We start from the raw sequence: 26,557 nt of genomic DNA on the forward strand, positions 1-26,557 counted from the left end.
TATTAATAAAAGGCTATTAATAACAGTCTATTGATACAATTTATCTTTGTAATGTTGCGCTACACTATGCCAATCAAAACGCACATCCGCCGCCGACTGTCGCATTTTTTTGTATTGTAATAAATCATTAGTATGTAGTGATAATGCACTGACCACTACTTCAATCAATTGCTGTGATTGCTCAGCTAATCCTTGCCCCTCAAATAACCAACCATTTTTTTGATGGATTATGGTGTCTTTTAAACCACCTACACTGTGGGCTATGCAAACTTGAGCTGATTTCATCGCAAGTAATTGACTTATACCGCATGGCTCAAAGCTACTAGGCATGATAAATAAGTCCCCTTGCTTATATAAGACTTGTGATAATGCATCATCATAGCTGTTTAAAAAGACAAAATTGTCATATTTAGCCGCAATGACTTGAAACTCTTGCGCTATTTGTTCATCTCCACTGCCTAGTAATACAAATATACCATTTGGTTTATGAATATTTAGTTGAATCAAAATTGCTTCTAGCGTCGAACCATACTCATGATGTGGCTGCCTTAAGAGTAATACCTTTTGGTCGGTTAGACGGCCAACAGAGGTCATAACAAAATCAACCGTTATAGCATCAGAGCTAGTCGTAATAGCGCGATGGTCATATGAGTTTTTCATCGACAGCAATTGCAATCGCGATAGCGCAATTTGATCCACGCTTTTTACCCACTGACTTTGTCCCATCCAACGAATTAACGCGCGTTGCGCTGACGCTTCGATCTGAATAAATGCAGGTTGTGAGTCAAGTTCAACTGATGAATCGTCATAAACACAGCCATTTAGAATACCTACAACATCGCCACGTTGATGTTTATCTTGAAGTGATTGCTCCAAGCCTTCTCCACCAAAAAATCCATTTTGATGATCGGATGGCAGTAATACTTCTGTTGCATAGCTTGGCGACACTAAATGTACTTTATCGCTCAATTCTATACCCATTCTCATTGGATTAATGCACTCAGGATAACGAGGGTCGGTAATTTGCAGCTTCTGTTCATGGGTTAATTGTCTTGCTAAATCAGGATACCAAGCACAAAAGGATGAAACGTCATCTCGAATAGGTCGTATCCCTTGTATCGCTAAATTGTGAATTGAAAAAACACAACGAATATCCTTTAACGTTTTATATTCTGTTGCGAACGCTCTTAACATCACTAAAAAGCCAGTATGCCAGTCATGCATGTGTAAATAATCAACACGGCCAAGCAAACCATCAACATACGCTTGGGCAACTGCAAGATTAAACAAGGCAAACTTACTGGCATCTTCAGCAAACGGCCTTTCACTACTGCCGTTACAGTAAACTTGATTGTTAGGCCCATTAAATAGCGGGTGATCAAACAAAAAAACCTGATTATTTATTTTGGTTGAATTGGCTGCCTTAATCGGTAGTGACACCTGCCATAAAACCACTTTCTCGCTATTAGCACCAAACTTAACAACGACCTCGCCAACGAGTGTTGCTTGCTGCTGTTTTGCGATAAAGCCATAATTAGGCATGGCCACATCAACGTTAATATCAACACCCGCCAAAGCCAAAGGAAGATCACGAATGACATCTGCCATCCCGCCAACTTTGGCTCCCTTTATGGCATCATTTTCAGCAGCAATCATCAGCACTTTTTTCAAAACATCTCCTTGCTTGTAGTTTTTCTATTTAACAAACTCACTTAACATTGAAGCCACAAGTTCTGTGGCTTCAATGGCAGTAAACTTTAGCGATTACTCATATCCAACCGGCAGTCCAAGCATATTGCGAGTAACTAAAGTGATGCCTTTTTCAGATACTCGAAAGCCGCGGTCTATATCTTGTTGTTTGTTATAGCCAATCTCCATCCCCTCAGGAATGATGCAGCCACGATCGATAATCGCATTTTGAATTTTGCAATTTTTCAACACGACAACATCTGGCAATAGCACAGAGTCTTTCACAAACGAGTATGAACACACGCGTACTTCATCAAATAGCACGCTACGTTTAACCTTCGCACCCGAAATGATACATCCACCAGAAACGATAGAATCTACCGCCATCCCTCTTCGGTCATCGTCATCAAACACGAACTTAGCGGGTGGCAACTGTTCTTGATATGTCCAAATTGGCCATTTTGCATCATATAAATTGAGCGCTGGCGTCGGTGACAGCAATTCCATATTTGCTTGAAAGAAAGAATCTAAGGTACCAACATCACGCCAATAAGCCGGCTCGTCAGGTACGGCACTAGTGAAAGGAAATGCAAATACATTCGCATCTTTGATAATTGAAGGAATAATGTCTTTACCAAAGTCTCTATCAGATTGATCATTGTCAGCATCTTTGCGTAACTGATCGAATAGGAATTTAGTGTTAAACACATAGTTACCCATTGACGCTAAACAAAATTCTTCATTACCGGGAATAGACTTAGGCACTTCAGGCTTTTCTTCAAAACCTATTACACGTTTATCTTGATCCACTTCCATGACGCCAAACGAACCCGCTGCTTCAGGTATCGGTGTTTCAAGGCAACATACTGTCATATCTGCGCCTGACTCTGCATGTGCAGCTAACAGCCCAGCATAATCCATGCGATAGACATGATCTCCAGATAAAATCATGATGTATTTGGGTAATTCATGTCTAATAATATCGATATTTTGGAATACCGCATCGGCTGTACCTTCATACCAATTACCAGAAGTTTGTTGTGATGCAGGTAGAATTTCAACTGACTCACCTAATTCCTTTTTAAAGTGTCCCCAGCCCCGACTGACATGGCGGATCAGTGAATGTGACTTATATTGAGTCACAACCCCAACTCTGCGTATGCCTGAATTTATACAATTTGATAAAGGGAAATCGATGATGCGAAATTTACCACCAAAATATAACGCCGGTTTCGCACGCCAGTCAGTCAACTCATGTAAACGAGAGCCCCTTCCTCCTGCTAATATGATGGCGTATGTATCCCTTGTAAGATTACTGATATATCGAACGTTTGACATATAAAATTAACTCCTAACTTCACAACGTAGATCGATTAAAGCGATAAATTGCTCATTGTTTAGCAAGCCAAATATCATCACGATAAGCACTGATGGTATTGTCACTAGAGAAACGGCCGCTTGATGCGGTATTTCGGATGCTCATTTGGGTCCAACCTTGTTGATCGGCATACGCCAAAGAGACTTTTTCTTGAGCTTGTTTATAAGCTTCAAAATCTGCGGCGATCATCCATTGATCGAAAGGATCTTCAATTGCAGCAATAATACTGTCGAATATGCCAGGTTCCACTAAGTTAAAGTGGCCACTTTTAAGCATGTTGATGACATTAGCTAATGCGGGGGATTGCTGAATAAAATCATGGGGATTGTAGTGAGATTTAAGCTCACTGACTTCATCAGCGCGTAAACCAAATAGGAAGAAGTTTTCTTCTCCAACCTCTTCTAACATTTCAATGTTAGCGCCATCGAACGTACCGATAGTCATGGCGCCATTCATCATAAATTTCATGTTGCCAGTACCTGATGCTTCTTTACCTGCAGTTGATATTTGCTCTGATAAGTCAGTACCTGGGCATATTTTTTCCATTGCGCTGACGTTGTAATTCGGTAAGAAGGCAAATCGTAGGTACGGAGATACAATAGGGTCAGAATTCACCATGTGCGCCACATTGTTCGCCAATTTTATTATTTGTTTGGCCATGGCATATCCAGGAGCAGCCTTGCCTCCTATCAACACACATCTTGACTGTAAGTCTTTTGTGTCACCCGACAAAATCCGTTGATACAAATGAATGACGTGTAAAATGTTTAACAGTTGACGTTTATATTCATGTATCCGTTTCACTTGAACATCGAACATCATGTTCGGATCAAACGCCACTTCACATTCATCAAGAACCAATTTAGCTAATTCGACTTTGTTATCGTATTTCACTTGTTGCCACTGTTTGACAAACGTTTTGTCGTCAGTGAAAGCATTAAGCGCGGTGAGTTGACTGAGATCAGTTAACCAACTCTCCCCTAAACGGCGATTAATAAGCTGGGTTAATCTTGGGTTACAATGCACAAGCCAACGTCTTGGGGTAACGCCATTGGTCTTATTATTAAACTTATGAGGCCATAATGAATAAAAGTCTTTAAATAGCCCTTGCTTAAGTAATTTAGTATGAAGCCCTGCAACGCCATTGACAGAAAAGCTTGCCACAATTGCTAGATATGCCATACGTACGTGTGGATGCGCCCCTTCCTCAATTATCGACATCAATGCCAATTTATGGGTATCACCTGGCCAATGATGTGCTACATGCTCAAGATAGCGGGCATTTATTTCATAGATGATATCTAATATCCGTGGCAGCATATTACCTAACATTCTTACAGGCCAGCGTTCTAACGCTTCTGGTAATAATGTGTGGTTGGTATAAGCCATCGATTCTGTGGTGACTTGCCAAGCTTCATCCCAACCTAGGCCATAGCTATCCATTAAAAGACGCATTAATTCGGGTACAGCAATACTCGGATGAGTATCGTTTAGCTGCATCACATTGCGCTGACTAAATTGGCTAAAGTCTGCACCGTAAACGGCGGTATAACGCTGTAAAATATCTTGTAAGCTTGCTGATGATAAAAAGTATTGCTGCCTTAACCTGAGCTCTTTACCATTTTCACTGGCATCATTTGGGTACAGTACCATCGTAATTTGTTCTGCTAGATTTTTACGCGCAACGGCTTCGGTATAATCACCATCATTGAATTCTGCCAAATCAAAATCATCAGTTGCTTCAGCTTTCCATAACCTCAATGTATTAATTCGGCCGTTACGAAAACCTGGTACTGGCATATCATGTGGAATCGCTTGTACATCTTGTGTATCAACCCAGACATAATGGCGATCGCCACTTGGGTCGACATAAGTTTCTGTATGACCAAAGAACGGGACAGTAATGGCATGGTTGGCCATCCTGACTTCCCAAGGGTTGCCTTCACGTAGCCAACGATCAGGTTGTTCGACTTGATAACCGTCCACCAGCTTTTGTTTAAACATGCCGTACTCATAACGAATACCATAGCCAACAACAGACAAGTCTAAACTTGCACAGCTGTCTAAAAAGCATGCAGCTAAACGCCCTAAGCCTCCGTTTCCAAGTCCAGCATCTAGTTCTGCTTCTTGTAGCGACTCGAGGTCTGCTGCATACTCCGCCAGTGCCTCATGTGTTTCTTTGGTCAAATCAAGACTTAACAGCGCATTACCTAATGATCTGCCCATCAAAAACTCTAAGGACAAATAAGCAACTTGTTTTTGTTGGTACTGATTGTCTTTGAGGCGTGTCTCTCGCCATTGGTTTAAAAGTTGATTTTTAACTGTAGCAGCAAGTGCACTATACATATCGTTAATGGCATGCTCATCACGGCATAACGACCCATGTATTTGACGCTTAAATGTAGCTGCCAACGTCTCGCACGGATCGCAATCATGATTACTGCCCACGACTTCCAATGTTGATTGATTTACTGCTGAATTGGTATCTAATTCATCAGGCTTCACCTGTTTGGCTTTACCTGACTTTGCCGTCTTGGCTGGCTTTTTTACTGAAGACTTATCTTTAATAGATGGTTTTTCAGTAGTCGATTTCCCTTTCGTTACTGTCATATAGACTCCTTAGCACCTTACAATGTTAATCGTTCAATAAACCGGATCTGACTCGGTTAGCTAATTTATTAAACAACGCGGTTTTACATCGTCTTTTGACGACTGAAATGACGACTACAAAGCGCATTTTCAATTGACTATCTTGTTGTTAAGCTGATGATGTGCATGAAATAATTTTAAGCTTCGCCCACAAAGTAAAACTGCCCCTGACTTTTCTTTTTCATTGGGTTTAGTTTGAAGTTTTTGCTGGGTTAATTGCGTATCAACTAATAGTTGCCAACCTTGATATCCCTCAACTTCGGGTAATTGAAACGGCTTTGATTCTTCACAAGCATTCAATAGGAGTAATAAGGCTTGTGGGTACTGATAAGGTGGTATCACTTCAGAGGTGATCACAACTGCTAAAGTGCGAGTTTCTGCTTCGCTCCACTGTTGTTTGACCATAGGCTCGCCATGACGGCTATACCAAGTAAAGCCGTTTGCGTATTCATCTTCTGGTTCATGAATGAACTCGGCATGACAAAGAATCGGAAAACGCTGGCGCAGTTTAATAAGTTCAGACGTAAATTCTACCAATGGCCAGTCAATTTGCTGCCAGTCTATCCAACAGATGGAATTGTCTTGGCAATATGCATTGTTATTACCTTGCTGACTGTGGCCCATTTCATCACCACTGAGCAGCATTGGTACGCCCTGAGATAGCATTAATGTAGTGATGAAATTTCTTTGCTGCCTAGATCGAATATTAATAATATTTTCGTTGCTAGTATGGCCTTCAACGCCATAATTATGACTTAGGTTTTCATGATGGCCGTCTCGGTTGTCTTCGCCATTGGCTAAATTGTGCCTGTGTTGATAACTCACAACATCACGGAGAGTAAAACCATCGTGGCTGGTAATGAAGTTAATACTGGAAGAAGGTGCTCGACCATGATGTTCAAAAAAGTCACCAGAACCATGAAATCGTCGAGCAAACTCTGGCAACATGCCTTTATCGCCCCGCCAAAAACGTCTCATGGTGTCACGATACCTGTCATTCCATTCACTGAATGCAATGGGATAATTACCGAGTTGATAACCGCCTGGTCCAATGTCCCAAGGTTCGGCTATTAACTTAACCTGACACAATACAGGGTCTTGACTTAATGCATCAAAAAAACCACAGCCTGGATCAAACCCATATACTTCACGACCAAGACAACTTGCTAAATCAAACCTAAAGCCATCTACCCCCATGACCTCAACCCAGTAGCGTAATGAGTCCATAATTAACCTCAGAACCTGAGGATGGTTAGAGTTAACCGTATTTCCGCAGCCAGTATCATTGATATACAAACGCTGATCGTTTGACACTAATCGGTAATAACTGGCGTTATCAATACCTCGGAAACTAAGTGTTGGCCCTAGGCGGTTTCCTTCTGCTGTATGGTTATAAACTACGTCTAAAATAACTTCGATACCTGCATCATGAAAACGATCAACCATCTTTCTAAACTCACCAATATCCTCGCTACTTAAATAACTGGGATTTGGCGCAAAAAAACCAATCGAGTTATAGCCCCAATAGTTGTTTAGTTTTTTTTCAATTAAAAATGGCTCATTTAAAAATGATTGAACTGGTAATAGCTCAACACAGTTCACGCCCAACTGAGTTAAATATTGCAATGAGCTTTTTGAGGCTAAACCTGCAAACTTTCCTTGATGAGCTTTATTAACTTCGGGATTCAGTACACTGAATCCTTTAACGTGCATTTCATATATAACGGTGCTTTCAAGAGGAATGTTAAGTCTTTTTATAGGTGTAGATTTCAGTACTGAATCATCAATCACGACACATTTAGGCATATATTGTGCGTTATCGATTTCACAAAACGACAAGTCTGCATCAACATCATTTCGGCTAATGTCATAACCATAATTTGCATCGTTGGGTGCTAAGTTGCCTTTAAGTTGTTTTGAATAAGGATCGAGTAACAATTTATTGTGATTAAACCTATGACCCAAGTGAGGTTGATACGGACCGTAAACACGATAACCATATAAATCCCCCGCTTTTACACCAGGCACAAAACCGTGCCAAATTTGCTTGGTTTTATGTACCAAACAAATTTGTTTTTCGTTATTACCGTTATGATCAAACAGGCATAACACAACTTGTGTTGCATTCGCTGAAAAAATAGCAAAGTTCACCCCACCAGCAATCACCGTTGCACCAAGTGGATATGATTGTCCTTTGGTAACAAGAACATTGAGGTTATTTTCAGCGCCGTTGTTCATCTTTACGCCTCGTTATTTGTTACAAGTTGACTTGCTGCTAACACAACACAGCCTAGAGGTGGCACAGTGATAAGTCCGCTTTGATTCATGCCTTGCCAAGGTACCTCGTCGTTAATAACAGTTTGATTAATCACATTACTGCCTCCAAACTGGCTCGCATCACTGTTAAGCAGTTCTTCGTAGTGATTTGGGGTCGGTAAGCCAATTCGGAAATGATGATGTACTTGCGGAGTCATATTGATGATGAAAATGAGTGCGTCATCAGAAGATTGCGCATAACGAATAAATGAGAAGACACTGTCTTGACTGTTATCACAATCAAGCCACTGAAAACCTGTTGATTGATGATCTAATTCATATAAACAAGGATGAGATATATACAGACCATTAAGCGCCTTTACCCAGTCTTGTATGCCTTGATGAGGTGCAAACTGCAGTAAATGCCAATCTAAACTTTGGTTATGATTCCATTCATCACGTTGACCAAACTCAGTTCCCATAAACAATAATTTTTTACCAGGTTGTCCCCACATCATCCCGATGTAAGCACGTAACGTGGCAAACTTTTGCCAATCGTCTCCAGGAATTTTATGTAAAACTGAGCCTTTTCCGTGTACGACTTCATCATGACTAATAGACAATATAAATTGCTCGGTATAGGCATAGACTAGAGCAAATGTCATTTCATGGTGATGATGTGAACGGTAGATAGGATCCCGTGCTAAATAACGTAAACTGTCATTCATCCAGCCCATATTCCATTTAAAACCAAATCCTAAGCCCCCTTTTTCCGTAGAGTTAGTCACCCCTGGCCATGCAGTGGATTCTTCAGCAATCATTGTTGCGCCAGCAAAGCTGGCATAAATACGCTCATTGAGTAGTTTTAAAAACTCTATGGCTTTAATATTTTCACGACCGCCATATTCATTCGGTAACCATTGACCAGATTGACGGCTGTAATCTAGGTAAAGCATTGATGAAACAGCATCTAATCGTAATCCATCGAAATGAAATTCAGATAGCCAATAACAAGCATTACTCAGTAAGAAGCTTTGCACTTCACCACGGCCATAATTAAAGATAAGCGTATCCCAGTCAGGGTGCTCACCTTGTCGAGGATCTTCATGTTCATATAAACAACTGCCATCAAATTTAGACAAGCCGTGGGGATCTTTAGGAAAGTGTGCCGGAACCCAGTCCAACAGCACAGCAATCTGATGTTTGTGGCAAGCATCGACAAACGCCTTTAAGCCATCAGGATCACCAAAACGATATGTTGCAGCATACAAGCCCACAGGTTGATAGCCCCAAGACCCATCAAAAGGGTATTCACAAATGGGCATCAGTTGCAGATGCGTAAAGCCCATTTCAACGATGTAAGGAATTAACTCGCTAATTAGATCGTCGTAGCTAAGGTAAGATTCGCCCCATTCACCTTTTCGCTTCCATGAGGCAAGGTGCACTTCATAAGTTGACATTGGCGCTTGATGTAATTGAGTGTTGGCGCGTTTAGTTAACCATTTGCTGTCTTTCCATTGATACTGACTATTCGCGGGAACGATAGATGAGTTACCCGGCGCAGCTTCCATCGCTTTTGCATAAGGGTCTGATTTTTCAATCGACTCACCATATTGATTAACAATATAAAATTTATAAAAATCCCCCGCTTTGGCATTGGGCAAAAATATCTCCCATATGCCATTGCTTGGATGAAATCTCATTACATGTTGTCTAGGATCCCAATGATTAAAATCCCCTACAACGGATACACGCTGTGCATTGGGTGCCCATGCACAAAAAAGCACACCATCTACCTTATTAACTTGTTTCCAATTAGCACCTAAAAATTGATAACTGGCTTGTTGTTTCCCTTCAGCAAATAAGTACACATCATCCGCATCTAACAAGCTTTCGAATTGATATGGGTCAATTATAGTTTCTACGCTTAATGGATATGTCACTTTAAGGCTATATAAAAACGGCTTAACCCTTCGCCCCATTACACCTGCAAATAAACCTTGTTCATCAACCTGTGATAATTCAGCCACTTTTTTACCGTCTTTTATAGCAATAACCTCAACACTGACTGCCCCCTTGATAAAACATCTCACAATCAGTGATTTACCATTGGGTGCCTTGTGCATGCCTAATAAAGAAAAGACATCCGTATAATCTCCTTTCAAGATGGCAATATCCGATCCTTGATTAAATAAAGGCGCATTATTCGTCATTGTGTATTGCTCCATAAAATTAATAACTGTTCTAACTACTGATCGAATTGTGCATCAGTCATTCTGGAATGATTAATCACACTAAGGCGCTGTTTTATCGCATCTGATGTTGTTATATGTTCAAGTGACATTGATAAACGACGGCGCCAATTAGGGTATTCTTTCCATGTGCCAGGGATATTGACAGGCATGGTTTCACAAATAAGATCTTCAAGTTGTACGCTGTATAAAGATGAGTTTCCTGATGCGGAAAGTTGAAGCCAAGCCCTTAAAACTTCATCAAACTCAATACGGTTTCTATCGCCTTCAAACAGCAATATTCCTTTCTGACAAAATAGATGGATCAATTGATGCTTTTCATGGTCACGTTCATTTAGCATCTCTTGCTGTTGCTGAAGATTAATTAGATTTAGTTGCTGTCTTAATTCGATATCATTACCGTGCCACCAAGCAGATAACGTCGGCACATCATGATTCGCTAGCATCATCAAACTCTGGCGTTTGTAATGCTCTGGTGATGTAAACCCATCATTTTGCTTTGAAAAATAAAACAACTCATTTGAAAATATGTTGGCATTAGAAAGGTTTTGAACTATTTCTGGCGGAACAATGCCAAGATCTTCACCTATAACGATGCATTGAGCTCGCTGACTTTCTAACGACAAAATTGCAAGTAACGCATCAAGTGGGTAATACACATAGGCCCCATCACCTAAGCTTAAGTTTTTAGGCCACCACCAAAGACGAAGTAATCCCATGACATGATCAATTCGTAAACCACCACAAGATTGCATGTTGCTTCTAATTAGGTCTTTAAAGTGGAAAAAATTTAATTGCTGTAATTTAATCGGATCCATCGGGGCAAGTCCCCAATTCTGACCTTGGGGTGCAAAAGGATCTGGCGGGGCGCCAATATTAGCGTTAGCACAAAAATAATCAGCATTTTGCTGCACTTCTGATCCTGTGGGAGAAGCCCCTACGGCCATATCTCGGATTAAACCGATGGACATTCCCACAGATTTCGCCGTTAATTGGCATAAACTAAGCTGACTTGTTGCGACAAATTGTAAGTAGCACCAAAAGTCTGGGTTAGAAAATGTAGCCTGACAGCTATCTTCTTTATGATGACCTACCTGCCAGTCAGCATATTGTTGTAAGGCTTGTTCATGCTGTTTTTTGAAGTCACTAAATGCTTGAAATCGATCTGTTAAAGTCGATTGATTTTCTTCAATAAAGGTATCAAACAATAAACAGAAAACCCGCTGTTTTAGTGCATAGACTTCTGCGTAATCTAACAGTGAATTCTCAAAAAGTTTGTGTTTATTCATTTGCCAGTCAGGCGTTGATAAAACATGTTTAACGCTGTCATATTCTTTTACTGATTCAATATGAATATAAAGTGGATTCAGTCTACGTCGATCATCAGGACTGTACGGACTAATATGGCTAGGTAAGTCCAGAGCATGAAGGGGATTAAGCAGAATAAAGTCAGCACCTTGCTCGGCACTGAATACGATTAACTTTTGTAAATCATTAAAGTCACCTACGCCCCACTGGCTTTCACTTTTAATGCTATACAACTGCGTAGAAATACCCCAAGGATTAGCTTTTTTACTTAGGGAAAAGTTGCCAGTAGTAGCTTGTTGATGATATCTGACACTTGATAATGGCTCAGAAAGCGATCCTGAGTAGGCCTGTCTTGGTGCGAGCATCAGCTGACACAAATACTCAGTGACATGATTATCTGAGTCCAGTGAACACGTCAGTTGATGATAGCCAAGCCCAATTGCATTATTTTGATGCTCATTTAATAAAAAGTGATACTTGATATAGAGGCAATCATTTGTTTTATAGTCACCAATAGCGGTTAACTGACTGCTGTGTATTTGAAATCTAAATGATTCATTTTGTTCGCTAAAAAGATGTAAACGTATATAACCAACAAAATGTTCAGTCAAACATAACTCTACATATGGCTCATCGACGTAAGTCCACTGAAATGCCCCTATGGGTTTAAGCCAGGGTGCCACGTCTAATTCGTGGATGCGCTGCTCGATGAACTTATCATTGAGAACTGACAATGCGCCGTCGACATCAGATTGATGCGGCGCCAAACACATTGACGTTAGAATTCCTTTTCTATCATTAGGCGAAATATGAACATGATTGCCAAAGCAATCAATAAACTCTGCGCCTACGCCTTGCAAATACAGTAACTTTTCCAGTCCCATATTTGTCATCCTCGCAAATAACATGCCTGATTAATAACTCAGCAGTTACCATGCCAGTCAAACATCACAGTTTAACTACAGTGATATTTCATCAGGATGACAGAATATATTTACAACTTTTCAGTAACTTACTCTAAAGAGGTAAAAGAGGCACAATACGCCTTTGTTTAAAACTCGATGGATAATTCACGATATTTCAATAGTTTTGGTGCAATTTACGCACAAATAACGTGCAGTTAAATAAACAACTACAGGAGTCATAAGTAAATTTTTAATCAACCTCATTGGCAAAAGTTACACCTTATTGGTGGCAATATGATAATTTAGTTATAACTGATTAATCAAAGATGCGACTTTAAAGTTAGGAAGGTAAATGAACGCTCAACAGTTTAATGTCCATTTTGCACTTCAAAACCTCAGCGACAATTCCAGCGATATCCCCATTCAACAGGCATTACGTAAAGCTGCAGTGTTAATCCCGCTGATGGAGGTTGATGGCCAGCTACACATGCTCATCACACGCAGAGCGCTGCATTTAAGAGCACATCCTGGACAGTACAGTTTCCCCGGCGGAAAAGTCGATAAACAAGATAACTCCATTATCGAAACAGCCCTTAGGGAGGCAGAAGAAGAAATTGGCTTAAAACAAAGTAATGTCGACGTGATTGGTCAGTTCCCCGCCCATGCGACATTCACAGGGTTTCGAATCACCCCTATTGTAGGCATAATAAAACAACCATTTGAGATCAAAATCGATCCAGGAGAAGTATCTGAGACTTTTTGGGTGCCACTAAGCTTTTTCACAACCGCTAGCAATCGATATCAATTAAGGTATATGCGTGATGGACAAACGTTTGATGTGCATTACATGCCTTATAAAGGCAAATTCATTTGGGGTGTTACTGCGGCGATTATTGATTTGTTGTGCAAACACATCAGTACCACTGATAAGAGCTAAATAACGTAACGAATATACAAGCCAGCAGCAATAGAGACCATCAGTAGCAATGGTATATTGACCCAAAAACCTATTTTCTTCGACGTTTGAGCATAAAAATTAACCCCAAGATTAACAAAACTTATTGCAGCACAAGCCCAGATAACATACTCCAGTCTCACAGTTAATTCTGGATCCCAATTTAATCTGACCTCAACACCTTTACTCATAAAATAACCTACCGCACGATCAGGTCTTGCGTCGCCAAAAACAAGCAGCGCATATACGGCCAAAGACCAACCGGCCACAGACAAAATGGTTAATATGATTTGCAAAAATTTTGTTTTGGTCACTAATTCACCTCACTACCAAGTGTTTTATTAAAATAGCGCTTTTGTTCATATGGTTACAAGATAATTTTTACAACCTATTGTACGTATATGACAGGAAATTGGCTCAATTTAGGCATTTATTAGTAAAACTTACGCATTTATCTGCGTCTAAGGGCGTTTTCGGCTTGTTAAACGCCGATATCAAGGTAATATAAAGCACTTATTTTTATCATTGATTCATTGGAGAACTAAGCAACAATGAGCATTACATCTGTCGCTTCTGTATTTAAAGGTGACTTCGCGATTGGTTCGCAAGTTACAGTTCGTGGTTGGGTTAGATCTCGCCGCGATTCTAAAGCTGGTATTTCATTCCTTGCTGTTTATGACGGTTCATGTTTTGACCCTATTCAAGGCGTAGTACCAAATAATTTAGATAATTATACTGATGAAGTGCTAAAGCTTACTGCTGGTTGTTCAGTTATCATGACTGGTGAAGTCGTGGAATCTCCAGGTAAAGGTCAAGCATTCGAAATGCAAGTTACGCAGGTTGAAGTAGCTGGGTTTGTTGAAGATCCTGACACTTATCCTATGGCTGCAAAACGTCATTCGATTGAGCATTTACGTGAATTAGCACACCTTCGTCCACGTACTAACATCATTGGTGCGGTTGCACGTGTTCGTAACTGTTTATCGCAAGCCATTCACCGCTTCTATAACGAACAAGGTTACATTTGGGTATCAACCCCGTTAATCACTGCTTCTGACACAGAAGGTGCTGGTGAAATGTTCCGTGTATCAACCCTAGACATGGAAAACTTACCTCGCACAGATAAAGGCAATGTTGACTTTGCTGAAGACTTTTTCGGTAAAGAATCATTTTTGACTGTATCAGGCCAATTGAATGCTGAAACTTATGCATGTGCTTTATCTAAAGTATATACATTTGGTCCGACTTTCCGTGCTGAAAACTCTAACACTAGCCGTCACTTGGCTGAGTTCTGGATGGTTGAACCTGAGGTTGCTTACGCTGACTTAGATGATGCAGCTAAACTCGCTGAAGACATGCTTAAATATTGTTTCCGTGCAGTGTTAGAAGAACGTCGTGACGATTTAGAGTTCTTCGCACAACGTGTTGAGAAAACGGCAATTGAACGTTTAGAAGCATTTGTAACAAGTGACTTCGCGCAAATTGATTACACTGATGCAATCGAAATTTTAAAAGCCTGCGATAAAGACTTTGAATTCGATGTTGAATGGGGTATCGACTTACACTCAGAACACGAACGTTACCTTGCTGAAGAGCATTTTAAAGCACCTGTGGTTGTTAAAAACTATCCGAAAGATATCAAAGCATTCTACATGCGCTTGAATGATGATGGTAAAACAGTGGCTGCGATGGATGTATTAGCACCTGGTATTGGTGAAATCATCGGTGGAGCACAACGTGAAGAACGTTTAGATGTGCTTGATGCTCGCTTAGCAGAAATGAAATTAGATCAAGAAGATTACTGGTGGTACCGTGATTTACGTCGTTACGGCACTGTACCGCATGCAGGTTTCGGTTTAGGTTTTGAGCGTTTGGTATCTTATGTTACTGGTGTAAGCAACATCCGTGATGTAATCCCATTCCCTCGTTCACCTAAATCAGCTAACTTTTAATCGTTGGCTTTATAAAAAAACGCGCTATATGCGCGTTTTTTTTGTGCATAAGAAACAACTAATTAATTTTCTCTACGCACAATTGAATATATCCATAAATAGCAACAAGTACCATCCAAGGTAGCAGTAACCATAAATAATGTGTGCTAGCGGCTTCTTTAGAATATTGATGTATAAGCAAGATAATGCTGGCAAAAATGCTCGCGCAATAGGTTAACCACAGGACAATAATGACAGAGTTGTTTGTTTCAGTAATTTTATAGCCTGTTAACGCGCTTAATCCGAATATCAGCCCCATTGCAAGCGCTCCACCGACCAAAAACTGAATGGCTGAAGCCAATATAACTAAACCCATAGATTTTTATTTCCTTATAAAATGACAGCTTCTTATCCCTTGAAGCTCCAGTGTTATGTTGTCTTGTGTTTTTTTAGTAACAAATGATTTTAGTAACAAATGATGAATCATCAACCTAAGTATTCATCTCTATGATTAACTACTCATATCAAGCTCGTTTAATTGTTGGCTTTATCATTCCCCTTCTTAAAATTAGATAATCCCCAAAATAAAATACCCGTGCCACTACAAGAAAGAAAAAAGAATAAACCCAATCCAACAGGCGAACCCCAAGAAAATGCAAAGTACAAAACGTCCATATTTTTTCCTTTTCAACATGTCTAATAGAAGAAGATTGGATGCAATTGTGCACTATCACTGCTTTAATTAGCATTTAAGTTGTTACTTAAATCGTGCAACAACACTTTCGAACCAAGTGCCCAGCGTAGACTTTCTACTATTTAAAAATAAATGTTCGAAATCTGCAGCGACTTCCATTGCAAGAATGCAATCATCAAAATGTGTTTTTAGATTATCGTCAGTAAATACAAAAACCTCTCCATCAAATTGGATACAATGTTCGTTATCATCAAGGATAGATATCAACAAACGTGTATTGGCTATCCATGATGCACGAGCATTAAAAAACATTGCTTGTTCTATCGCTTTTTTCTCAATTTTAGAAACGCCGCTATGAATAGATTGACTCAAGCCCTTCTGTTTATTGTTTACTAATGTATTTAAAAAATCACTACCAGAATTAAGTACGTACTGACAATAAAAACGTTTGTATTGAGATAATAACAAAGACAAATGATCTAATCGTTCTACACCCTGTTTTCTAAATTCTTTTGAACTGAGATAACTTGGCTCAATAAACTCATGAAGATTAAGCGCATTTTGCTGCGAGGAAAAATAAGACTGAGCCTCAGAAAGCGTCATGTTATCAGCAGTATTGCTACTAAGAACCTGCTCAAACGCTACTGCTTCCATCTTTAATTCCCATAAAGTGTCTGATTCATGCTAAAAGTGCGGTGTCTATTACTTATAATGGCGTTATTATGCACAAAACGAGATAACAAGGCATTAACAATGACAGTTTTATTCAAAAAAAAAGAGGCTAACGCCTCTTTTTTAAAACACCAATGGATTAATATTTGGAGCGAACTAAAGATCTTTATAAACCTTGCCATCTTTCATGACAAAACTGACGCTCAATAAAGATGAAATATCCTTAAGTGGACTCTTTTTAGTTGCAATAATATCGGCAAATTTACCGGTTTCAATGGTACCTAATTTATCAGACATATCGATTAAATCAGCCGCGTTCACTGTTGCAGACTGTAAAATATCACTATTGGACATACCAGCTTGGTGCATTAACACCGCTTCTTGTGCATTAATACCATGCTTTGACACGCCACTATCAGTACCAAACGCAATCTTGACGCCCGCCTTATATGACTTTTCGAAGTTAGCTAACATATCAGCGCCAACACGGATCGCTTTCGCTTTGATAGGTTTAGACATAAAATCAGATGTTTCAGCCATATCTACAACCGTCGCACCAGCCAATAATGTGGGCACTAAATACGCACCAGTTTGCTTAAATAGTTTGATGGTTTCGTCGTCTGCATAACTACCATGCTCGATACTGTCGACACCTGCACGCAATGCGGCATTAATCCCTGCAGTTGCATGGGCATGACTGGCTACTTTTCGGCCAAGATCATGTGCTGTTTGCACAATCTCTTTTAGCTCTAAATCAGTCATTTGTTGACCCGTACCCGTATTGGTATCCGATAATACTCCACCAGTTGACGCGACTTTAATCGCATCTGCGCCGTATTTAATTGCGTGCCTCGTCATTTTTCGACACTCATAAGGTCCATCACAAAGCGTTTTAGGAGACTTCATTGCTAATAAATCTGGCGCCATTCCATCTGCATCTAAATGTCCTCCTGTGATAGAAATACCTGCAGCGGCAATAATTCGAGGCCCTTCTATCCAGCCCTTTTCAACACCATCTCGTAAAGCGTACATTTGCTCTGATTCACTCAGTAAATCGCGCACTGTTGTAAAGCCAGCTAACAATGTTGTTTTGGCGTAATGAACACTTTTCATTGCGATATCAGCATCAGATAACTTTACTGTATCTTTCGTGTTATCTGGACCAAGTTCCATTTGTAAATGCACGTGCATGTCCATTAAACCTGGCATAACGAAACTGTTTGATAAATCGATTAACTTAGCGTCTTTTGCAATTAAGTTAGCTGAAATATAGCCTTTCCTGACATCAAGGATTTTACCATCTTTAACCACAATAGTTTGCTGAGTTAATGGCGACTTCCCTGGTATGGCAAGTAGCTCACCTGCATGAATAACTTGAGTAGCTGCAAATGCTGATTGAGCCATAACGCCGCTTAATAACAAGGATACTAGGCTAACAGAACGGCGAATAATAGCAGGTTTAAATGAGTGTTTATGATGATTTATCAGGGAATGAGTAAACATGAGTAGCGTCTTTTATAAGTTATTTATACGGGTAATATACCTAATAAAACACAAATGTAAACTAGGATTCACATCCCTTTAATATTAATTCTTTATATGCTAATTTACAGTAAAGACTAATTTTATTCGTCAAATCAGTATATAAAGGCTTATACAAAAGCTAAAGATTCATACTTCTCCAATGCTAAATTTTACTCGTCAAGGAATACACATGAACAAAGGCATATATCTGGTGTTAATGCTGACGCCTATGGCCGTTGCTATTAGCTCAACAATGGCAATTGCGGATACTCAATCAGCGGTTACGCAAGCTAGCCCCGACAATACATTGCAACTTGAGGATATTTTTACCCTCGAATATGCCTCAAACCTTGAAATCAATAACGACGGAGATGAGGTTTACTTCGTTAGAAACTACATGGATATTCAAAGTGATAAAAAGCTCGGCAATATCTGGAAGGTCGACAACAAAAAGCGTTTAACCCCTGTAACTAATGGCTTGCATGTGGACTTTTCTCCAACTTTATCACCCGATAACAGCAAGCTTGCTTATGTATCAACCGCGAGTGGTTCACCTCAAATACATATAAAGTGGTTAGAAACCGGTGATGTAGGCCAAATGAGTCATTTTAGTCATGCGCCCAGTAACCTTACTTGGTCACCAGATGGCACAAAAATAGCCTTTACTCGTTTTGTTCCAAGCAAACCAAAGTCAGTTGTATCTTTACCCGGTAAACCACATAACGCTAAGTGGGCTAAACCAGCAGTTTATATTGATGATATGTACTACCGTTTTGACGGTGCTGGTTTTACGAAACCTGGTCATAGCCATATTTTTGTCATGTCTGCTGATGGTGGCTCTGCTCGACAAATTACCCAAGGTCAATTTGATCATCGCAGCAACCTCAGTTGGACAAAAGACGGCAAACAGATAATTTATGCAACGAACACCCGTGAAGATAAAGAATTAGAATGGACTGATAGCAATATATTTAGTGTTGATGTCCAGACTCAAAAAGTTAGCCAACTCACTGACCGACTTGGGCCTGACAATGCACCTCATGTATCACCTAACGGTAATTACATTGCTTATTTAGGCTACGATCAACATCATATGAATTATGAGAACACTTTATTGTATGTCATGGATATTGATGGCAGCAATAAACGTGCAATCACGACTGATTTAGATCGCTCAATCAATAGCATCCAATGGGCTGACAATAGTAAAGCTGTGTATATGAGCTATCACGATAAAGGTGAAACTTATGTCGCTTATCAACCATTAAATGGTAAACGTAAGATAGTAGCTAAGAACCTCGGAGGCCTTGCATTTGGCCGACCTTATACAGGCAGTGATTTTGATGTAGCAGAGAATGGTACTATTGCTTTCACTTACTCTGATCCACAGCGCCCAGCAGATATTGCAATCACTCGAAAAGGCAAAACTCAACAGTTAACAGATCTCAATAGTGATGCTCTCGATTACAAAACATTAGCCGATATAAAAGAAATCAACGTCAAGTCGTCTTATGATGATCGTAATATTCAAGCATGGATTGCCTACCCACCTGGTTACAAAGCCGCAAAAGAGGCTGGCAAACAGTTTCCATTGATTTTAGAAATTCACGGTGGCCCAGTCACAAATTACGGTCCTCATTTTTCAGCAGAAGTGCAATTAATGGCAGCGAGCGGATATGTTGTTGTTTATGCAAACCCTCGAGGAAGTGATAGTTACGGTAAGGAGTTTGCCCAAACTATACATAACAACTACCCAAGCCAAGATTATGATGACTTAATGTCTGTGGTAGACGGTGTCATCGCCCAAGAAGCAATTAATAAGGACGCGCTATTTGTCACCGGTGGCTCGGGCGGAGGCGTATTAACAGCATGGATCATTGGTCACACCGATAGATTTAAAGCTGCTGTTGTCGCTAAGCCTGTCATTAACTGGTACAGCTTCGCATTAACAACAGATATTTATCCATTTGTTATCAAAAACTGGTTTAAAAAAATGCCATGGGAAGATACAGCTCACTACATGAAACTTTCACCAATAAGCTATGTAGGAAACGTTACAACTCCAACTATGCTATTAACTGGTGATGCGGATCAGCGAACGCCTATAGCAGAAACAGAGCAATACTACCAAGCACTAAAACTTCGCAATATCGATACAGCAATGGTTAGAATTCCAGATGCGCCACATGGGATTTATAAACGCCCAAGTAACTTAATGTCTAAAGTCGCTCATATTCTTTGGTGGTTCGAGAAATACCAATAGCTAAAAAAATATTATGCCCTTTCTAAGCCAGAGCCATGCTCTGGCTTTTTCATTAAAGTGTGTGAGGTTCTTATTAGAACTTCCTATCAATAGGTTACTCATTCATCGCTATTGGCTTTCTGAATATAGCAAAGAGAAAGGAATATGAATCTACATTGATTACGCTACAACCCTATTGCTAAAACTTCAAAATAAAGAAAGCAAAAAGCCCGCTATAAAATAGCGAGCTTCTCTAAATATGGCGGAGAGATAGGGATTTGAACCCTATATCGATTGCGTTACAAACCATTTCGATAAAAGTTCGAATCCAAACACAAAAAAGCCCGCTATTACTAGCGGGCTCTTTCGATAAATATGGCGGAGAGATAAGGTTTTAACCCTACATCGATTACGCTACAAACCCATTGCCAGTATTTCAAAATAAAGAAAGCAAAAAGCCCGTTACTTTGCAGTAACGGGCTTTTCTAAATATGGCGGAGAGATAGGGATTTGAACCCTAGATGGGCTACAAACCCATGCCGGTTTTCAAGACCGGTGCATTCGACCACTCTGCCATCTCTCCGAACGAGCAAGATAATAGCTATCACTCTGGTTAGTGTAAAGTATTAATTTAAAGATTATGATTGTTTGGCTAACTATGCATCAAATAGTGAGTTTAGTGAGCAGTAGCGTAGGCTGAGTAAATCAATACTAGAATCTGCAAGAAATAAACATATGGAACTCAGATTCTACTCTTGCCTTTATTTCGCTACTAACCCATTACCAAAATTACAAAATACAAAAAGCCAAAAGCCAGCTACTTTGCAGTAACGGGCTTTTCTACATTGGGGCAGAGATAGCGATTTGAACCCTACATCGATTGCGCTACAAACCTATTGTCAATATTTCAAAATCGAAAAAGCAAGAAGCCCGCAATAAAATAGCGGGCTTATTTAAAATATGGAGGAGAGATAGGGCTTTGAACCCTACATCGATTACGCTACAAACCCATTGCCAATATTTCAAAATCGAAAAGCAAAAAGCCCGTTACTTTGCACTAACGGGCTTTTCTACATATGGCGCAGAGTTAGGGTTTGAACCCTACATTGGCACCCTACAAACCATTTCATTAAAAGTTCGAATCCAGAAACAAAAAAGCCCGCTATTGCTAGCGGGCTCTTTCGATAAATATGGCGGAGAGATAGGGATTTGAACCCTAGATGGGCTACAAACCCATGCCGGTTTTCAAGACCGGTGCATTCGACCACTCTGCCATCTCTCCGAACGACGAGAATAATAATGCTCTCGACGTTTGCTGTAAAGTACTAAAACTAATAAAACTAATCGATTGCTTGACTTACAATCAATCTGTCGATTTTTTATCTGAATAAAGCCCTACTCTTGCTGGATCTGGCGCTACAAAACCATTCGACATACTAGCCCAACTATCTTGCTTAGATAACAAGTAACCTAAATAAACTCCAACAGCGCTCAGTAATATGCCTAATCCAATCGTCATTTCAGCATATTGAGCCAGCATAGCAACAATACTCGAAGCCCCAAAGGCCATTCCGATTTGAATAAAGTTTTGTAAGCCAGCTGCCTTAGTCGCATTCTTACTAAACTGCTGTAATGCGTTATTGACCACAATAGGATAAATCGCACCGTTGGCCGCCGCTAAAACAGAGAAAGAAATCAGCAATGGATATATAGTTTCCATCGTCATAACTAAAGTGACTAACGCAATTACAGCAACACAAGCAAAGAATAAACCTAGTACGTATTTAAGGGCTGATTGTGCTCCGCACTTTTTAACTAATACCTTACTCATATAACCACCTACGATAAACATGATGGTTTGAGGAATAAAACTGAGTCCAATCGCCTGTGCTTCGTAGCCAAACTTAATCATGACACTTGGCCACACAGTTAAGTAACTAAAAAATGCAGCCGAACACGCTCCAAAAATAATCACATTTCCTAAGTAACGGGTGTTTTTCACAATGCTTTTATAACTGATGCTTTGCTGCACTTCAGCTTGTTTTGATTCACTTGCCACTAACCATTTAGTGAGTACGATAAGTAAAACGGCCACAATGACTAAAGTCACAAATACCGCACGCCAGCCAAATGAATTAACAATCGCAGCTCCAATTAACGGCGCAACAGCTGGAGATAAAGCCACTAGCGGCATAATATTCGAGAACACTTTTTGCGCTTTGTCAGCATCGTATTTTTCAACAACGATGGCTTGCCAAATGACACCAGCACTACATGCTCCTAATGCTTGAAAAAAACGGGCAATATTTAACATCGTAATTGAATCACTTGCCACAATGACGCCACTTGCAGCGGCAAATAACGTTAAACCCGCAATTAATGCGTTTTGCTTACCAATCTTTTCAACTAAAGGACCATATAATAATTGGCCTATGGCGAGACCAGCTAGGAATGTGGTCAATGAAAAGGCAACATTATTCAAGCTTGTTGAAAAAGAATCAGCAATATTCTGAAATGCAGGCAAGTACATATCAGTTGCAATAAAACCTAACATACTTAACAAAGCTAAATAGGCTAATAAAATAAAATACTGCACATTGGCAGTGTTTGAAGACGCATTAGTCATCTTAAAAATAATTCCAAATAAAGGGCTGTTAAAAATCAGCGTGCAGTCTAATGACTTGCAAAATGATTGTGAAACGTTTACTTTTGATGACTGCATTCATATTTTTTCACAGCAAAGGATCGCCCTCTATGCTTTCAGAACAAGCATTGGAAATGATTGATATTGTCGCTCGTGTAGGTAGTTTCACCGCTGCAGCTAATCAATTGCATAAAGTTCCATCAGCCGTCAGTTACGCAGTAAAACAAATTGAAGATGAACTTGGTGTCATTTTGTTTGAAAGGCATCATCGCAGTGTTAGCTTAACGGAGCCAGGTAAACATTTTGTCCAACATGCAAGAGAGTTGCTGGCTGAAATGAATGACCTAAAACGAAGCACTCAACGTGTCGCAAACGGTTGGCAACCTACACTTTCTATTGCGTTAGATAACATTGTTAGAGCAGACCGAATCAGTGTGCTGATCTCAGATTTTTACCGCCACTTTAGTGATGTAGAATTAATTATTCGCATTGAAGTGTTTAATGGCGTTTGGGAAGCATTAGCTACAGGAAGAAGTGATATTGCCATTGGTGCAACCACTGCGATACCTGTCGGTGGTGTTTTTCAGTATAAAGATATGCGAGACATTGAATGGGCGTTTTTAGTCAGTAAAAACCACCCATTAGCAGAAATCGATCGTCCTTTAACTGATGATGAATTACGTATCTACCCTTCTATTTGTCTTGAAGATACGTCAAGAGAGATCCCTAAACGAACCACATGGCTACTCGACAATCAACGCCGTCTAGTTGTGCCTGATTGGATTCGAGCCATTAATTGCTTTAGAGACGGTTCAGGTATTGGCTATATGCCACTTAATCTCGCTAAGCCTTTTATCCAATCGGGTTCATTGATTGCGAAAACCTTAGAAAACCCTAAAAATGCAAGCCCATGTTGTCTTGCTTGGAATCAAGAAAAAATGTCCCCAGCACTTGAATGGGTACTCGATTATCTTGGTGATACAGACAAGCTCCATCGTGAATGGTTAGCGTAAACCACGGCTTTGTCGTCCTTTAAGATTGACCAATTTAATGTTCATTTAAGTATTGTTTTCAACAATAAGGTTAATGCGCAACATATTGTCTTATTTTGCGACATTGAAGATAAATTAATGGCGCAAAATCAACTAGTTCATCATGATGACTTTAAGCTGTAGCAAAGCTGTTGTATCATCAAGTTAAGTTATCAGTAATTTACCATGTGCTGAGAGAGCATTTTGTTAAATTACACTCTTTTTAACGTCTCGGAGACTGTTATGAATCAACAAACTTTGTCGGGTCAACAAGCCACGACGATGGAAACCAACAAACTCATTAAAAACACTTATATGCTGCTGTCTATGACATTAGCATTTGCTGCTGTAATGGCGGGTGTCGCAATGGCGTTAAATATCGGCCCATTCATGTCTATCGGTTTATCTCTTGGTAGTATTGTCGTCATGATGGTCACCTTGAAAAAAGCTGACAATGCTTCTGGATTAGTGTGGATCTTTGCCTTCACAGGTATGCAAGGTGCTTCATTAGGCTATATTCTAAATCACTATGTTGGTTTGAATAATGGCCCAGAGCTTATCATGCAAGCATTTGGTTTAACGTCTGTTATTTTTGTATCTTTATCAGCTTACGCAATCACGACGAAGAAAGACTTTAACTTTATGGGTGGCTTCTTATTCGCCGGCCTACTTGTTGTTATTGGCCTTTCATTAATCAATATGTTCTTTGTTAATAGCGGTGCTATGTTCATGGCATTACAAGCTGCTGTCGCTATGATCATGGTTGGTTTAATCCTTTACGATACAAGTCGTATCGTAAATGGCGGCGAAACTAACTATATCCGCGCAACAATTTCGTTATTCTTAAACTTCATCAACCTATTCATGGCACTTCTTCACCTGCTTGGTATGGGAAATGATGATTAATAGCGTCAAGTAACGGGTCAGTCACTTTATAAATCCACTGTGATTAATCAGTTAACTAGGCTAAAATGGCTCCTCATTCAGGAGCCATTTTTTATTGTTATGAGTAAATTTATTATCCAAGTTAATGGCACAGTTTATGGGTCTACTGCCAGTTTTAGAGCGCTTCGTTTTACTGAAAGTGTGTTATCACTAGGTCATCAAGTCAGCCATATCTTCTTTTATCAGCAAGGTGTATTCAACAGTAATAGCCTCGTTTGCCCAGCATCTGATGAGCATGATTTACACCGCGCTTGGACTAAACTGGCATCAGAACATAATGTCAGATTAGTCAATTGCGTCTCTGCTGCATTAAGGCGTGGAGTCCTATCAGCGCAAGATGCATTAGAAAATGACAAGCAGCAATATAATGCTAGTGAACAATTTACTATGGGTGGTTTAGGTGAGTTAGTCACGGGTATTGAGCAATCAGACAGATTGGTTTGCTTTTAGTGATGCATACAGGAATGGATATGAAAAAAATCTGCGTCATCTTCAGAAAAAGCCCTATTGGAAATACATCCAGTCGTGAAGGCTTAGACTTTGCTATGCTCAGTGCAAGTTTCGAGCAAGAAGTCAGTATTATATTTACCGATGAAGCTGTACTGCATTTACTTCCTGAACAACAACCTGAACTTGTGGGAAGTAAAGATTACCTGTCGACTTTCAAAGCATTAAGTTTATACGATATTGATACTGTTTTAGTCTGCCGAGAGTCAGCAGTACAATTTGGTATTACAGCTAAAGATTTTAACTTTGAAGCTGAATTAGCCTCAGAAAAAAACATCCAAACTTTAATTCAGCAATCAAATGAAGTGGTGGTGTACTAATGATATTGCACCTAATACAACACTCAGCAACGACAGATAACGCACTAACCTGCTGTTTACGATACATCGCAGAGCAAGACAGCATCTTGTTATCAGACGATGCCATAAACTGCTTACTTAATCATGAGTGGCAACAGCGATTATCAAACATCAAAATTTACGTGTTAATTGAAGATATTGATGCAAGAGGATTAGGCGCTCGCCTACCTCAGACAAACAATATTAAGGTTATCGATTATGACCAGTTTGTACTGGCCACATTGGAACATACGAAGGTGATCACTTGGTAAACTCATTTGACTTTAACGGTCAGCAAATCGAAGTCGATGCTAAAGGTTATTTAAAAAATTATACTGATTGGAAAGCTGATATGGCGCCTATTCTAGCGGCCACAGAAGACATTGTCCTTACAGAGCAACATTGGGAAGTCATAAACTTCGTTCGTAACTTTTACTTAGAATACAAAACTAGCCCAGCTATTCGTGTTTTAGTAAAAGCGATAGGTCAAGCATTAGGCCCAGACAAAGGTAATTCTAAATACCTTTACACATTATTCCCTATTGGCCCCGCAAAACAAGCAACCAAAATAGCCGGTTTACCAAAACCCGCTAAATGCATTTAACCTACTTGATGACTTCAACAAGCCTGACACTTA

The 26,557-nt window shown here is 39.9% G+C and carries 22 protein-coding genes and 2 tRNA genes; 10 read left to right on the forward strand and 14 right to left on the reverse strand.

Annotated features, from left to right (window positions below):
- Positions 1–27: 27 nt before the first annotated feature.
- From AB4128_RS02725 to malQ, 6 genes are all read right to left on the reverse strand, one after another.
- On the reverse strand, positions 28–1,656 hold the full coding sequence (locus tag AB4128_RS02725) for a glycogen synthase (RefSeq protein WP_372036964.1): 1,629 nt from the start codon (positions 1,654–1,656) through the stop codon (positions 28–30).
- 108 nt (positions 1,657–1,764) lie between these two features.
- Positions 1,765–3,027 (reverse strand): glucose-1-phosphate adenylyltransferase, encoded by a 1,263-nt coding sequence (gene glgC / locus AB4128_RS02730; RefSeq protein ID WP_055024604.1) that lies wholly within the window; start codon positions 3,025–3,027, stop codon positions 1,765–1,767.
- Between the two features lie 52 nt (positions 3,028–3,079).
- Positions 3,080–5,677, reverse strand: a complete 2,598-nt coding sequence (locus AB4128_RS02735; protein ID WP_372036702.1) for a glycogen/starch/alpha-glucan phosphorylase — start codon at positions 5,675–5,677, stop codon at positions 3,080–3,082.
- A 129-nt stretch (positions 5,678–5,806) separates the two neighbouring features.
- Positions 5,807–7,954: a glycogen debranching protein GlgX gene (gene glgX / locus AB4128_RS02740; protein ID WP_372036703.1), complete on the reverse strand. Its 2,148-nt coding sequence runs from the start codon at positions 7,952–7,954 to the stop codon at positions 5,807–5,809.
- 2 nt (positions 7,955–7,956) lie between these two features.
- Positions 7,957–10,185 carry a 1,4-alpha-glucan branching protein GlgB gene (glgB, locus tag AB4128_RS02745; protein WP_372036704.1) on the reverse strand — a complete coding sequence of 743 codons (2,229 nt, stop codon included), beginning with the start codon at positions 10,183–10,185 and terminating at the stop codon, positions 7,957–7,959.
- Positions 10,186–10,220: 35 nt separating this feature from the next.
- On the reverse strand, positions 10,221–12,416 hold the full coding sequence (gene malQ, locus AB4128_RS02750) for a 4-alpha-glucanotransferase (protein ID WP_372036706.1): 2,196 nt from the start codon (positions 12,414–12,416) through the stop codon (positions 10,221–10,223).
- 373 nt (positions 12,417–12,789) lie between these two features.
- On the opposite strand from malQ, the gene AB4128_RS02755 reads away from it, so the two are divergent.
- Entirely contained in the window at positions 12,790–13,374 is a 585-nt protein-coding gene (locus AB4128_RS02755) for a CoA pyrophosphatase (protein WP_055024608.1), read from the forward strand.
- On the opposite strand, the gene AB4128_RS02760 is transcribed toward AB4128_RS02755, so the two are convergent.
- A complete protein-coding gene (locus AB4128_RS02760) occupies positions 13,371–13,706 on the reverse strand; it encodes a hypothetical protein (protein WP_055024609.1) in 336 nt (111 codons plus the stop codon). The genes AB4128_RS02755 and AB4128_RS02760 overlap by 4 nt on opposite strands.
- Positions 13,707–13,943: 237 nt before the next feature.
- Between AB4128_RS02760 and asnS the strand changes: the two genes are divergently transcribed.
- Positions 13,944–15,344 carry an asparagine--tRNA ligase gene (gene asnS / locus AB4128_RS02765; protein ID WP_119969177.1) on the forward strand — a complete coding sequence of 467 codons (1,401 nt, stop codon included), beginning with the start codon at positions 13,944–13,946 and terminating at the stop codon, positions 15,342–15,344.
- A gap of 58 nt (positions 15,345–15,402) precedes the next feature.
- On the opposite strand, the gene AB4128_RS02770 is transcribed toward asnS, so the two are convergent.
- The 4 genes from AB4128_RS02770 to AB4128_RS02785 form a co-directional block, all read right to left on the reverse strand.
- Positions 15,403–15,699: a hypothetical protein gene (locus AB4128_RS02770; protein WP_372036707.1), complete on the reverse strand. Its 297-nt coding sequence runs from the start codon at positions 15,697–15,699 to the stop codon at positions 15,403–15,405.
- Between the two features lie 158 nt (positions 15,700–15,857).
- Positions 15,858–15,998 carry a hypothetical protein gene (locus tag AB4128_RS02775; protein ID WP_372036709.1) on the reverse strand — a complete coding sequence of 47 codons (141 nt, stop codon included), beginning with the start codon at positions 15,996–15,998 and terminating at the stop codon, positions 15,858–15,860.
- An 82-nt stretch (positions 15,999–16,080) separates the two neighbouring features.
- Positions 16,081–16,671 carry a hypothetical protein gene (locus AB4128_RS02780; protein ID WP_055024612.1) on the reverse strand — a complete coding sequence of 197 codons (591 nt, stop codon included), beginning with the start codon at positions 16,669–16,671 and terminating at the stop codon, positions 16,081–16,083.
- Positions 16,672–16,845: 174 nt separating this feature from the next.
- Entirely contained in the window at positions 16,846–18,192 is a 1,347-nt protein-coding gene (locus AB4128_RS02785) for an amidohydrolase family protein (protein WP_372036711.1), read from the reverse strand.
- Between the two features lie 250 nt (positions 18,193–18,442).
- Here AB4128_RS02785 and AB4128_RS02790 point away from each other — a divergent pair, with 250 nt between their 5' ends.
- Positions 18,443–20,476 (forward strand): prolyl oligopeptidase family serine peptidase, encoded by a 2,034-nt coding sequence (locus AB4128_RS02790; RefSeq protein WP_372036966.1) that lies wholly within the window; start codon positions 18,443–18,445, stop codon positions 20,474–20,476.
- A 471-nt stretch (positions 20,477–20,947) separates the two neighbouring features.
- On the opposite strand, the gene AB4128_RS02795 is transcribed toward AB4128_RS02790, so the two are convergent.
- Positions 20,948–21,038, reverse strand: a tRNA-Ser gene (locus AB4128_RS02795).
- Positions 21,039–21,434: 396 nt separating this feature from the next.
- On the opposite strand from AB4128_RS02795, the gene AB4128_RS02800 reads away from it, so the two are divergent.
- Complete coding sequence (locus AB4128_RS02800; RefSeq protein ID WP_372036713.1) at positions 21,435–21,668, forward strand: hypothetical protein; 234 nt, start codon at positions 21,435–21,437, stop codon at positions 21,666–21,668.
- Here AB4128_RS02800 and AB4128_RS02805 read toward each other — a convergent pair.
- Together AB4128_RS02805 and punC are read right to left on the reverse strand one after the other, a co-directional pair.
- Positions 21,647–21,737 (reverse strand) — tRNA-Ser (locus AB4128_RS02805). The genes AB4128_RS02800 and AB4128_RS02805 overlap by 22 nt on opposite strands.
- A gap of 81 nt (positions 21,738–21,818) precedes the next feature.
- Positions 21,819–23,081, reverse strand: a complete 1,263-nt coding sequence (punC, locus tag AB4128_RS02810) for a purine nucleoside transporter PunC (RefSeq protein ID WP_372036715.1) — start codon at positions 23,079–23,081, stop codon at positions 21,819–21,821.
- Between the two features lie 128 nt (positions 23,082–23,209).
- Between punC and punR the strand changes: the two genes are divergently transcribed.
- The 6 genes from punR (at position 23,210) to AB4128_RS02840 (ending at position 26,524) form a co-directional block, all read left to right on the forward strand.
- Positions 23,210–24,112, forward strand: a complete 903-nt coding sequence (gene punR / locus AB4128_RS02815) for a DNA-binding transcriptional activator PunR (protein WP_055026037.1) — start codon at positions 23,210–23,212, stop codon at positions 24,110–24,112.
- A gap of 261 nt (positions 24,113–24,373) precedes the next feature.
- Positions 24,374–25,036, forward strand: a complete 663-nt coding sequence (locus tag AB4128_RS02820) for a Bax inhibitor-1 family protein (RefSeq protein ID WP_372036717.1) — start codon at positions 24,374–24,376, stop codon at positions 25,034–25,036.
- A gap of 99 nt (positions 25,037–25,135) precedes the next feature.
- Positions 25,136–25,525 carry a sulfurtransferase complex subunit TusD gene (tusD, locus tag AB4128_RS02825; protein ID WP_372036718.1) on the forward strand — a complete coding sequence of 130 codons (390 nt, stop codon included), beginning with the start codon at positions 25,136–25,138 and terminating at the stop codon, positions 25,523–25,525.
- Between the two features lie 20 nt (positions 25,526–25,545).
- Positions 25,546–25,902 (forward strand): sulfurtransferase complex subunit TusC, encoded by a 357-nt coding sequence (gene tusC / locus AB4128_RS02830; protein WP_372036720.1) that lies wholly within the window; start codon positions 25,546–25,548, stop codon positions 25,900–25,902.
- Entirely contained in the window at positions 25,902–26,192 is a 291-nt protein-coding gene (gene tusB / locus AB4128_RS02835) for a sulfurtransferase complex subunit TusB (protein WP_055026033.1), read from the forward strand. The genes tusC and tusB overlap by 1 nt, the downstream gene beginning before the upstream one ends.
- Positions 26,186–26,524, forward strand: a complete 339-nt coding sequence (locus tag AB4128_RS02840) for a TusE/DsrC/DsvC family sulfur relay protein (protein WP_065108003.1) — start codon at positions 26,186–26,188, stop codon at positions 26,522–26,524. The genes tusB and AB4128_RS02840 overlap by 7 nt, the downstream gene beginning before the upstream one ends.
- Positions 26,525–26,557: the final 33 nt, after the last annotated feature.

Origin of the sequence: Shewanella sp. 10N.286.52.A9, from assembly GCF_041468985.1 — a bacterium.
GTDB lineage: Bacteria > Pseudomonadota > Gammaproteobacteria > Enterobacterales > Shewanellaceae > Shewanella > Shewanella japonica.